Raw genomic sequence first — 11,866 nt, 5'->3', positions numbered from 1 at the left:
GCCGTCGCCAAGGGCGAGGCGTTCCTGCTCCAGGGCGGCGACTGTGCCGAGGCCTTCGATGCCGTGTCCGCCGACCACATCCGAGCCAAGCTGAACCACCCCCGGAGGGGGCTGGATGTGCCGCTGCGCGGCAACCAGCCGGCAGGCGCCCGGCGGGGCCGGAAGGGGGCTCCGCCCGGGTGGGGCCGGACGCGCACGGGTGGGGGCCGGACAGCCTGGCACAGCAGGCGGCCACGCCGCAGGACCATGCCGCGCCCCGCCCGCCCCAGCGGTACGCTGACCTGGCCCAACCACACGTCCCCGAAAGGACCCCCCATGCCGCTCGAAGCCGGCCTCCTGGAGATCCTCGCCTGCCCCGCCTGCCACTCCCCCCTCGCGGACGAGACCAAGGCCGAGACGCCCGAGCTGATCTGCACCGGCAAGGACTGTGGCCTGGCCTACCCGGTCCGGGACGGCATCCCGGTCCTCCTCGTGGACGAGGCCCGCCGCCCCGCCTGAGGGACGAGGCCCGCCGCCCCGCCTGAGGGGCGTCCCCCTGACCCCACCGACGACCGGACGACCGGAGGCCCCGCATGCTCGACGAGTCGCTGCTCGACGCACCGGAAGACCTCGCCCGCGCCGACCGCCGCGGTCTGCTCCGCGGCGCCGCCGAGGCCGGGGCCCGGGTCCGCACCGCGGCCCGGCACGCGGCCGAGGCGGGCCTGGCGGAGCTCCACCCGGACGGCCGCCCCCGCGCCGTCCTGATCGCCGGCCCCGGCACCGCGGCCACCGGCGTCGCGGACCTGCTCGGCGCCCTCGCCGGAGCCTCCGCCCCGGTGACCCGGATCCACCCGAGCGGTGTCGCGCACGCCGCCGGCGCCCTCCGCTGGACCCTGCCCGGCTGGGCCGGCCCGGTGGACCTGCTCCTCCTCGCCACCACCGACGGCAGCGAACCCGGCCTCTCCCAGCTCGCCGATCAGGCCTACCGGCGCGGCTGCACCATCGTGGCCGTGGCCCCGCCGAGGTCCCCCTTGAGCGAGGCGGTCGACGGGGCCCACGGCCTCCTCGTACCGATGGCGGACGCTCCGTACCAGGAGTACGACGAGAGTGCCGCGGCCGGCCCCGGCGCCCTGTGGGCGCTGCTCACGCCCCTGCTGCTGCTCCTCGACAAGGTCGGCCTGCTCACCGCCTCCCCGGAAACCCTGCAGCTGGTCGCCGACCGCCTCGACCGCACCGCCGAACGCTGCGGCCCGGCCATCGCCACGTACAGCAACCCGGCCAAGACCCTGGCCGCCGAGCTCGCCGACTCGCTCCCGCTCATCTGGACCGAGGGCGGAGCCGCCGGCCCCGCGGGGCGCCGCTTCGCCGCCACCCTCGCCGAGCTCGCCGGCCGCCCCGCGCTCGCCGCCGAGCTGCCGGAGGCGCTGCCCCGCCACGGGGTGCTGCTCGCCGGGGCCCTCGCGGCCGGCGCCGATCCCGAAGACTTCTTCCGTGACCGGGTCGCCGAGCAACAGGCTCTGCACGCCCGGGTCGTCCTGCTGCGGGACCGGCCGGCCGGCGGTCTCACCGCCGCCCCCGCCGCCCGCGAGCTCGCCCTCAGCCACGACACGGCCATCAGCGAGCTCGAACCCGAGGAGGGCGGGGAGCTGGAACAGCTCGCCGAACTCCTCGCCGTCACCGATTTCGCCACCGCCTACCTGTCGCTGGCGTCCGGGGGCCGTACCTGACGGCAGGCCACCACCCGTGTGCCACCCGTGTGCCACCCGTGCGCTGCCGCCCATCACCGAGGAAGCCAGGAACACCGATGGACCGCCTGACGAACACCGTCCGCCCCTACGCCTGGGGTTCCACGACCGCCATCCCGGAGCTCCTCGGCACCGAACCCACGGGGGAGCCGCAGGCCGAGATGTGGATGGGCGCCCACCCCGGAGCCCCGTCCCGGCTCGACCGTGGCGCCGGCGAGACCACCCTCGCCGAGGTCATCGCGGCCGACCCCGAGCGGGAGCTCGGCGCGGCGGCCGTCGCCAAGTTCGGCCCCCGGCTCCCGTTCCTCCTGAAGATCCTCGCGGCGGGCGCCCCGCTGTCCCTCCAGGTCCACCCCAACCTGGCCCAGGCGCAGGACGGTTACGCGGCCGAGGAGCAGCGCGGCGTGCCCATCGACGCCCCGCACCGCAACTACAAGGACGCCAATCACAAGCCCGAACTGATCTGCGCGCTCACCCCCTTCGACGGCCTGTGCGGGTTCCGCCCGCCGCTGGAGGCGGCCGAGCTGCTCTCCGGGCTCGAGGTCGACTCCCTCAAGCCGTACGTGGACCTGCTGCACGCGCACCCCGAGGAAGCGGCGCTGCGCGAGATGCTGACCGCCGTCCTGACGGCCGACCGCGAGGAGATGGCCGAGACGGTCGCCGAGGCCACGGCCGCCGCCACCCGGCTCGGCGGCGCGTACACCCCGTACGCGACCCTCGCGCACCACTACCCGGGCGACCCGGGCGTGATCGCGGCGATGCTCCTCAACCACGTGCAACTGCAGCCCGGCGAGGCCATGTTCCTCGGCGCCGGCATCCCGCACGCCTACCTGGACGGGCTCGGCGTCGAGCTGATGGCGAACTCCGACAACGTGCTGCGCTGCGGGCTGACGCCCAAGCACGTGGACGTCCCCGAGCTGCTGAACATCGTGCACTTCGAGCCCTCCGAACCGGCGGTGCTCCGCCCCGAGGGCAACGGCGAGGAGGTGTACGACACCCCCGTCGACGAGTTCCGGCTCTCCCGCTTCGACCTGGCCCCGGCCGGCGCCCCGGTAGCGGTGCCCTCGGCCACCCCGCAGATCCTGCTCTGCACGGCGGGCGCTCCTCGGATCGGCGAACTGACCCTCGCCCCGGGGCAATCGGTGTTCGTTCCGGCCGGCGAAAAGACCGAACTGTCGGGTATCGGTACCGTCTTCCGCGCCACCGTGGTGGCCTGAAGTACCGTCCGCTCCAGAGGCTGCAACAATGTGCGGCCGTATCCAGTGGAAGTCACTGGCAGTGCTAGGAAGGGACATCCGCACTCATGAGCGCGTCGGGCGGTACCAGGGCGATCGTGGCGGCACTCGCTGCCAACCTCGCCATCGCGGTGGCCAAGTTCGTGGCCTTCGTCTTCAGCGGTTCCTCGTCGATGCTCGCGGAAAGCGTCCACTCGCTCGCGGACTCCGGCAACCAGGGGCTGCTGCTGCTCGGCGGCAAGAAGGCCAAGCGCGAGGCGACTCCCCAGCACCCCTTCGGGTACGGCCGCGAGCGCTACATCTACGCCTTCCTGGTCTCCATCGTGCTGTTCACCGTCGGTGGCATGTTCGCCATCTACGAGGGCTACGAGAAGATCAAGCACCCGCACGCCATCGAGGCCTGGTACTGGCCGGTCGGCGTCCTGGTCTTCGCGATCATCGCCGAGTCCTTCTCCTTCCGCACGGCCATCAAGGAGTCCAACGAGGTCCGCGGCGGGGTCTCCTGGGGCCAGTTCATCAAGCGGGCCAAGGCCCCCGAGCTCCCGGTGGTCCTGCTCGAAGACCTCGGCGCACTCGTCGGCCTGGTCCTCGCGCTGGCCGGCGTCAGCATCGCCCTCGTCACCGGCGACGGCGTCTGGGACGGCATCGGCACCCTCTGCATCGGCGTCCTGCTGATCGTCATCGCGATCGTGCTGGCCGCGGAGACCAAGTCCCTGCTGCTCGGCGAGGCCGCCGGCACCGAGGACGTGGAGAAGATCACGGCGGCGATGGTCGACGGCGAGACGGTCACCCGCGTGATCCACATGCGGACCCTCCACCTCGGCCCGGAGGAGCTCCTGGTCGCGGCCAAGATCGCCGTCCGGAACGACGAATCGGCGACCCAGGTCGCGAACGCCATCGACGCCGCCGAGGCCCGCATCCGCGAGGCGGTCCCGATCGCCCGGGTGATCTACCTGGAGCCGGACATCTACCGCGAGACGGCGCCCACCGCCGAGTAGTCCCGCCACATGCCGAAGGCCCCCGCGAGCAGCAGCTCGCGGGGGCCTTCGCCGTACTACGGGTGCCCTACTGCGGGGTGTCCTGCCCGTCGCCCCGGACTGACCCGCACACCGGGTACGCCGGGTACGCCGGGTACACCGGGCCTGCGGAGGCCTGCCGGGCCGCGCGCCGGCGGGCCACCAGCGCCCCGATGCCCAGACCGGCGCCGGCGAGCAGCACCGGAACGCCCAACAGGCCCGCACCGCCCAGGACCGAATGCGCCACGGGCATCGGGACCGCGATGCCGTGCACCTCGGCCAGATCGACCGGCCCGTTGCCGGAGTACCGGGAGTCGTTGGCGTAGGCCCGGTTGTCGCCCATGAGGAACATCTGCCCCTGCGGCACCACGACGTCGAAGGCCGCCTCCGCCGGCGCGACCCCTTCGGGCAGGTAGGGCTCGTCCAGCGGCTCGCCGTTCAGCATCAGCGTGCGGCTGCCGGGGGAGTACGAGATGCGGTCCCCGTCGGCGGCCACCACACGGGTCACGAGCTCCCCCTGCGGCACCCACGGCACCTCCACGAGCACCACCTGCCCCCGGCGGACGCTCTCCCCGGGCGCGGCCCGGAAGAACAGCCGTTCCCCCTGCCGGTACGTCGGCTCCATGGACCGGCCCGCCAGCGTGCGGACCTCGTACGCCTCCGGCGCGGTCACCAGGCCTACGGCAGGCGTGCCCAGCAAGAGCCCCGCCCCGAGCACGAGCAGCACGATCGCCGCGATCCCCAACCTCCGGCCCGGCCGCCTGTGTTCCACGCCCCGCCCTCACGACTCGTCGTCCACGTGTCCGGAATCGTACGGGCGTCCGGCCCCCGGAACGCCGTCGGGCCCCGTACCGCAGAGCGGTGGGGGCCCGGGAGGGACAGCGGCGCGGCTACCGGATCTCGCGGAGGACGTCCAGGATCGCCCGTTCGTCCGGGGCCGACTGGAGCCTGGCCCGGAAGCCCTGGTCCATCAGCTTGCGCGACAGCAGCGCCAGGATGCGCAGGTGCTCATCGCCCGCCGCGGCCTCCGGCACCGAGATCATGAAGATCAGCCGGGCCTTCGTACCGTCCAGCGCACCCCACTCGATGCCCTCGGAGGACCGGGCGAACCCCACCGTCGGGCGGCTCACCGCATCGGTCTTGGCGTGCGGGATGGCGATCGACTCGCCCAGGCCCGTGGTGCCCTGCGCCTCGCGGGCCAGCGCGACCCGCACCAGCTCGTCCACGTCCCGGACGTGGCCGGTGACGGCCAGCAGCTCGGCCATCTCGCGGATCGCGGCCTCCTTGTCGTCCGCGGCCAGCTCGGTCTTCACGGTCCGCGCGGTCAGGTACCCGGACAGCACCTCGGGTCGCCCCTCCGCGACGGCGGTCGCCGCGGCGACGGCGGCGCCGGCGACCGGCGCGGCCTGCACCGCCGCAGCGGCATCCGCGGCCACCCCGGCCGGCACCGGTTCCGGCGCCCCGGTGGCCACGGCCGGAGCCCCGCCGCGCCGGCGCCCCTTGAGGTCGATCAGCGCGTTGGTGGTCAGCGCGGTCACCACCGTGCCCGCCGCAATGGCGATCAGGAACCAGCCCACCCCGCTGATCGCACCGAGCGCGGCCACGATCGGACCGCCGTGCGGCACGTGGTCGCCCACGCCCGCCACACCCGCGATCGCACCGGCCACCGCGCCACCCAGCATGTTCGCCGGAATGACGATCGCCGGCCGGGCCGCCGCGAACGGGATGGCGCCCTCGGAGATGCCGAACGTGCCCATGAACAGGGCCGCCATACCGGTGTCCCGCTCCTGCTCGGAGTACAGCTTGCGGCGCAGCAGGGTCGCCAGGCCCTGGCCGAGCGGCATCACCGGAATGGCCGCCGCGCACATGCCCATCACCGCGTAGTTGCCCGACGCGATGAGACCCGTACCGAAGAGGAAGGCGGTCTTGTTGACCGGGCCGCCCATGTCGAACGCGATCATCAGGCCGAGCAGCGCGCCGAGCAGGATCGCGCTGGTGCCCGTCATCCCGGACAGCCAGCCGGTCAGGGACTCGAACAGCCAGGAGATCGGCTTGCCGATGACGTAGATGAAGAACAGGCCCAGCGCCGTGGTCGCCACGATCGGGATCACGATGATCGGCATGATCGGCTGGACGACCTTGGGAACCTTGACCTTCTTGATCCACAAGACCAGATAGCCGGCCAGGAAACCGGTCACGATCGCACCGATGAAGCCCGCGCCCGACTTGGAGCCGTACAGCGCGCCGGTATTGGCGATGAACCCGCCGATCATGCCGGGCACCAGCGCCGGCCGGTCGCCGATCGCGTACGCGATGTAGCCCGACAGGATCGGGATCATCAGCGTGAAGCCCAGGACGCCGATCTGGAAGACGTGGTCCCAGAAGGTGCCCGGCGTGGTGGCGTACCCCTCGGCCGTCGCGTGACCGCCCAGCGCCAGCGCGATGGCGATCAGCAGACCGCCGACCACCACGAACGGGATCATGTACGAGACACCGTTCATCAGCGCCTTGTACGCGAGGCTGCGCTCCTTGCCGCCCGCGCCCGCACCGGCCGCGGCCACCGTGCCCTCCTGCACCGGGGCGCTCTGCACCCGCCGGATCAGCTCCTCCGGCTTGTGGATGCCGTCGGCCACACCCGTGGACAGCACCCGCTTGCCGACGAAGCGGTCCCGGTCGACCTCCGTGTCGGCGGCGATGATGATGCCGTCCGCCTCCCTGACATCGTTGTCAGAAAGCTGGTTCTCGGCCCCGATGGAGCCCTGGGTCTCCACCTTCATGTCCACCCCGAGGCGCTCCGCAGCCTGCTGGAGCTTCTCCGCGGCCATGTAGGTGTGCGCGATCCCCGTGGGACACGCCGTCACGGCGAGCAGCTTCAGGCGCTTCTGCCCGCTTGCGCCCCCGCCTCCAGGGGGGCCGGCCGGACTGGTCACTGAAATCTCCTCACGCCATGGGTCCTGCCGGATCGCGCGAACGATCCCGGTCCAACGGCATCCTGCCCCACCCCGGGGGTGCATCAAAAGTCCGAAAGGCCCCGAACCGGAACGCCGGAAGGCCAGAAATCACGACCTGACAAGTCGCCCGGTCGGCTGGGGTGCGCTGGGCCGATCGGTGTAGATTCGGAGACAGTGCCAGACGTCGCTGCTGATGGCGGTCGGGCGGTCCGCGTGACCGGCCGAGAGGAGAGAGGGCCTCCGACGGACTGCGCTCAGTGCGCCGTCCCGGAAAACCTCCGGACCGGTGCACGGCTCAGCCGTACCCACCCTCTCGAACCATGAGGAGCAGCACGCATGGACTTCAAGGTCGCAGACCTTTCCCTTGCCGCCTTCGGCCGCAAGGAGATCACCCTGGCCGAGCACGAGATGCCCGGCCTGATGTCGATCCGCCGTGAGTACGCCGAGGCCCAGCCGCTCGCCGGCGCCCGCATCACCGGCTCCCTCCACATGACGATCCAGACGGCCGTCCTGATCGAGACCCTGGCCGCCCTCGGCGCCGAGGTCCGCTGGGCCTCCTGCAACATCTACTCCACCCAGGACCACGCGGCCGCCGCCATCGCGGTCGGTCCGAACGGCACCCCGGAGAACCCGCAGGGCATCCCGGTCTTCGCCTGGAAGGGCGAGACCCTGGAGGAGTACTGGTGGTGCACGGAGCAGGCACTGACCTGGCCGAACACCCCCACCGGCGGCCCGAACATGATCCTCGACGACGGTGGTGACGCCACCCTCCTCGTCCACAAGGGCGTCGAGTTCGAGAAGGCCGGCGCGGCCCCGGACCCGTCCACCGCGGACTCCGAGGAGTACCGCCACATCCTCACCCTGCTCAACCGCACCCTCGGCGAGTCCCCCCAGAAGTGGACCCAGCTCGCCTCCGAGGTCCGCGGCGTGACGGAGGAGACCACCACCGGTGTCCACCGCCTCTACGAGATGATGGCCGAGGGCACCCTGCTCTTCCCGGCGATCAACGTGAACGACGCCGTCACCAAGTCGAAGTTCGACAACAAGTACGGCTGCCGCCACTCCCTGATCGACGGCATCAACCGCGCCACCGACGTCCTCATCGGCGGCAAGACCGCCGTCGTCTTCGGCTACGGCGACGTCGGCAAGGGCTGCGCCGAGTCCCTCCGCGGCCAGGGCGCCCGCGTCATCGTCACCGAGATCGACCCGATCTGCGCCCTGCAGGCGGCGATGGACGGCTACCAGGTCGCCACCCTCGACGACGTCGTGGAGACCGCCGACATCTTCATCACCACCACGGGCAACAAGGACATCATCATGGCCTCCGACATGGCCAAGATGAAGCACCAGGCCATCGTGGGCAACATCGGCCACTTCGACAACGAGATCGACATGGCCGGCCTCGCGAAGATCGAGGGCATCGTCAAGGACGAGGTCAAGCCGCAGGTCCACACCTGGACCTTCCCCGACGGCAAGGTCCTGATCGTCCTCTCCGAGGGCCGCCTGCTGAACCTCGGCAACGCGACCGGCCACCCCTCCTTCGTGATGTCGAACTCCTTCGCGGACCAGACCCTGGCCCAGATCGAGCTCTTCACCAAGCCGGAGGAGTACCCGACCGAGGTCTACGTGCTGCCCAAGCACCTCGACGAGAAGGTCGCCCGCCTCCACCTCGACGCCCTCGGCGTCAAGCTCACCACCCTCCGCCCGGAGCAGGCCGCCTACATCGGCGTCAAGGTCGAGGGCCCGTACAAGCCGGACCACTACCGCTACTGATCCCCACCGGATCCGCTAGCAGCTCAGGCAGGCCCCCGGCACCTCAGCCGGGGGCCTGCCCCATACCCGAGGAACGTCTCCCATGCCCCGCGGCCGCTACTCGCTCCACGACCCGCACGACCACACCCCCCTCGGCGAGGAGCACTTCCACTGCGCCCCCGGCCCCTCCGGCTGGCGGTACGTCTCCCAGACCACCACCCCCGACGGCGCCCACGCCGGGTCCGTGGACCTGGCCATCGACGAGCTCGGCCGCCCCATCCGCCTCGAACTCAACGCCGCGAGCTGGCAGGTCCGCGGCGCCGCCATCGACGGGGTCACCTGGGTCCGTACCGACCCCACCGGCACCGAAGCCACCGAAGGCAACGTCCGCGCCCCCGCCTTCACCGGCACCTCCCCGGCCTTCCTCATCGCCACCACCCGGCTGCTGCGCCTGACCCCCGGCGCCCCCGCCACCCGGGTCCGCCTGGTGAACTTCACCGACCCGGTACTGGCCCCCCGTACGGTCGACCAGGCCTGGGCCCTGCTCCGCACCCAGAACCACAGCACCGACAGCGGCCTGCTGGCCGTCGACGAGTACCAGGTCTCCGCCCTCGACACGGGCGAGGTCCACACCGTCCACATCGCCGGCGACGTGGTCCTCTCCGCCCCGGGCATCGAACTCGAACACCTGGAGACCCCACCCTCGGTCTTCCCGACCGACTTCCCGACCGACTCCGCAGCCGACTTCCCGACCGAGGACTAGGCGGGCGGCGCAAACCCGGTCGCCCGGACAGGCGCTGCCGGCTGCACCGGCGGTACGGGCTGGACAGGCGGTACGGGTTGCACGGGCGGTACGGGTTGCACGGGCGCGGGCGACACGAGCGAAGCCGCCATGACCGGGCCCGCCACCGGCCCGGCGGCAGTCAGCCCCGGCATCACCACGGGCGCGGGAGCAGGCGCAGGCGCGTACCCCCCGCCGTACACCGGCCCGGCCCCCGCACCGAAGGCCCGCGCCGCATCCCGCGACTGCCGCTCGTGCACCACGGCCGCCAGGAACGCCGCGGCCGGCACCCCGGCCGGCGGCAGAGCCCCCGTCCGAGCCACCAGATCATCCGCGAGCCGCACCGCCATCTGCGCACTCACCTGCGGATCCAGCTGCCCCATCCGGGTCAGGTACTGCCGTATCGCCAGCCACAGCCCGTCCGGCACCCCCGACAGGTCCAGCGCGGTGAACCGCCCCGCCAGCCACGGCGGCGGAGGCGGCACGGGCATCACCCGCGCGCCCGGCACCCGCTCCCGGACCACCAGCGTCCCCGCGAACACGTCCCCGAGCCGCCGGCCCCGCTCGGACACCAGCGAGGCTATGGAGGCGATCACCCCGAACGTGGCCAGCAGCTCGATCACACCCATCGCACCGCGCACGAGCGCATGCCGGAACCGGATCGGCCCGCCGTCGTCCCGCACCACCCGCAGTCCGAGAGCCAGCTTCCCCAGCGACCGCCCGTGCGACAGCGTCTCCACCGCGATCGGCACACCCACCAGGATCAGCACGAAGGCGGCGACCGACACGGCCGCGTGCGCGGCATCGTCCAGGGAAGCCGTCGCGAAGACGAGCCCGACCGAGACCAGCAGGTAGCCGGCTATGTACACGACCAGATCGAGCAGGATCGCCAGCGCCCGGCTCGGCAGCCTGGCCGGCCGCAACCCGAGGACGACCGCGTCCCCCGTCACCAGAGCGCTCACCGGTACCCACCCTTCACTGCCCGACCTGACCTGCCCCTTGTCCAGCAAGTCTGCCAAGCTGACCGCAGGCGAAGTAAGTGCTGTGGACAAGTGGCCGGGCAGGGGAGCAGCAAGCGGATGGATCTCGACGTCTTCGTGACCGCGCACCGGGCGGAATGGGACCGCCTGGAACAGCTGCTCGGCCGGGGACGCCGGCTCACCGGCGCCGAGGCGGACGAACTCGTCGCCCTCTACCAGCGCACGGCCACCCACCTCTCCCTCATCCAGTCCACCACCCCCGACCCCATGCTCACCGGCCGCCTCACCCAGCTGGTGGCCCGCGCCCGCGCCACCGTGACCGGTGCCCGCCGCTCCTCCTGGCGGGACGCCGCCCGCTTCCTCACCAGCGGCTTCCCGGCCGCCGTCTACCGCAGCCGCCGCTGGTGGATCCCGACGGCGGTGCTGTCCGTCGCGGTCGGCGTGCTGATCGGCTGGTGGATCGCCGCGCACCCCGAGGTCCAGGCGTCCATCGCCGCTCCGGAGGACCTGAGGGCGATGACGAGGCCCGGTGGCGAGTACGAGACCTACTACTCCAGCCACCCGGCGGCCTCCTTCGCGGCACAGGTCTGGACGAACAATGCCCAGGCGGCCGCGATGTGCCTGGTCCTGGGCGCCTTCCTAGGGCTGCCGGTGCTCTGGATCCTCTTCCTGAACATGGCGAACCTGGGCGTCGGCTTCGGCCTGATGGCCTCGGCCGGCCGCCTCGACGTCTTCCTCGGCCTGGTACTCCCGCACGGCCTGCTCGAACTGACCGCCGTCTTCGTTGCCGCCGGCACCGGCCTCCGCCTGGGCTGGACGGTCATCGACCCGGGCCCCCGCACCCGCCGCGCAGCCCTCGCCGAGCAGGGCCGCGCAGCCCTCGGCATGGCCATCGGCCTCGCCCTGGTCCTGTTCGTCTCCGGCCTGATCGAGGGCTTCGTGACCCCGTCCGGCCTCCCGACCTGGGCCCGCATCACCATCGGCGTCGCCGCCGAGGCGGCCTTCCTGCTGTACGTCTACGTGCTCGGCGGCAGGGCGGCGCGGGCGGGGGAGACGGGCGACGTGGAGGCCTCGGACCGGAGCGCGCAGCTGCCGACCGCGGCCTGATGTGCGTACGACCCCTCTGAGCTGCTAGTCTCCTCGTCGTCCCGCAAAGACTGTTGACACGGTCGGCGTGGGGAGGTAGATTCAAACGGTTGCGTCGGACTGGACAGTCCGATCGTGACCGACTAACATCTCTCTCGCTCCCGAGTTGGAATTGAATTCCAGCCGGTGAGTACAAGCTCCGAATCTCCGATCGGATATCGAAGCCGGGAAAACCCGGTGAGATTGTCTGATAGAGTCGGAACCGCCGGAAAGGGAAACGCGAAAGCGAGAACCTGGAAAGCACCGAGGAAATCGGGTCCGAAAAGATCTGATAGAGTCGG

10 protein-coding genes and 1 pseudogene are annotated in these 11,866 nt (G+C 71.9%); 8 read left to right on the top strand and 3 right to left on the bottom strand.

Annotated features, from left to right (window positions below):
• From AB0447_RS35895 to AB0447_RS35875, 5 genes and pseudogenes are all read left to right on the top strand, one after another.
• Window positions 1-93: pseudogene (locus tag AB0447_RS35895) on the top strand (3-deoxy-7-phosphoheptulonate synthase); the annotation flags it as partial.
• A 222-nt stretch (window positions 94-315) separates the two neighbouring features.
• Window positions 316-498, top strand: a complete 183-nt coding sequence (locus AB0447_RS35890) for a Trm112 family protein (RefSeq protein WP_366481166.1) — start codon at window positions 316-318, stop codon at window positions 496-498.
• A 74-nt stretch (window positions 499-572) separates the two neighbouring features.
• Entirely contained in the window at window positions 573-1,706 is a 1,134-nt protein-coding gene (locus AB0447_RS35885) for an SIS domain-containing protein (protein WP_366481165.1), read from the top strand.
• Window positions 1,707-1,783: 77 nt separating this feature from the next.
• A complete protein-coding gene (gene manA / locus AB0447_RS35880; protein ID WP_366481164.1) occupies window positions 1,784-2,941 on the top strand; it encodes a mannose-6-phosphate isomerase, class I in 1,158 nt (385 codons plus the stop codon).
• 86 nt (window positions 2,942-3,027) lie between these two features.
• The gene (locus AB0447_RS35875) at window positions 3,028-3,957 is read left to right on the top strand and encodes a cation diffusion facilitator family transporter (RefSeq protein WP_366481163.1); all 930 of its coding nucleotides are present in this window, start codon (window positions 3,028-3,030) and stop codon (window positions 3,955-3,957) included.
• A gap of 67 nt (window positions 3,958-4,024) precedes the next feature.
• Here AB0447_RS35875 and lepB read toward each other — a convergent pair whose 3' ends face one another.
• Both lepB and AB0447_RS35865 read right to left on the bottom strand, forming a co-directional pair.
• The gene (gene lepB, locus AB0447_RS35870) at window positions 4,025-4,702 is read right to left on the bottom strand and encodes a signal peptidase I (protein ID WP_366481162.1); all 678 of its coding nucleotides are present in this window, start codon (window positions 4,700-4,702) and stop codon (window positions 4,025-4,027) included.
• Window positions 4,703-4,865: 163 nt separating this feature from the next.
• On the bottom strand, window positions 4,866-6,905 hold the full coding sequence (locus AB0447_RS35865) for a fructose-specific PTS transporter subunit EIIC (RefSeq protein ID WP_366481161.1): 2,040 nt from the start codon (window positions 6,903-6,905) through the stop codon (window positions 4,866-4,868).
• Window positions 6,906-7,262: 357 nt separating this feature from the next.
• On the opposite strand from AB0447_RS35865, the gene ahcY reads away from it, so the two are divergent.
• Entirely contained in the window at window positions 7,263-8,699 is a 1,437-nt protein-coding gene (gene ahcY / locus AB0447_RS35860; protein WP_366481160.1) for an adenosylhomocysteinase, read from the top strand.
• Between the two features lie 82 nt (window positions 8,700-8,781).
• Window positions 8,782-9,441, top strand: coding sequence for a hypothetical protein (locus AB0447_RS35855; protein ID WP_366481159.1), 660 nt, complete (start codon window positions 8,782-8,784; stop codon window positions 9,439-9,441).
• Here AB0447_RS35855 and AB0447_RS35850 read toward each other — a convergent pair.
• A complete protein-coding gene (locus AB0447_RS35850; RefSeq protein WP_366481158.1) occupies window positions 9,438-10,421 on the bottom strand; it encodes an RDD family protein in 984 nt (327 codons plus the stop codon). The two genes, AB0447_RS35855 and AB0447_RS35850, sit on opposite strands and share 4 nt — an antisense overlap.
• 117 nt (window positions 10,422-10,538) lie before the next feature.
• Here AB0447_RS35850 and AB0447_RS35845 point away from each other — a divergent pair, with 117 nt between their 5' ends.
• Window positions 10,539-11,546, top strand: coding sequence for a stage II sporulation protein M (locus tag AB0447_RS35845; protein WP_366481157.1), 1,008 nt, complete (start codon window positions 10,539-10,541; stop codon window positions 11,544-11,546).
• The last annotated feature ends 320 nt before the right edge of the window (window positions 11,547-11,866 follow it).

The organism is Streptomyces sp. NPDC051211 (assembly GCF_040689505.1).
Classification (GTDB): domain Bacteria; phylum Actinomycetota; class Actinomycetes; order Streptomycetales; family Streptomycetaceae; genus Streptomyces.
This window is presented reverse-complemented; position numbering and strand designations above follow the sequence as displayed.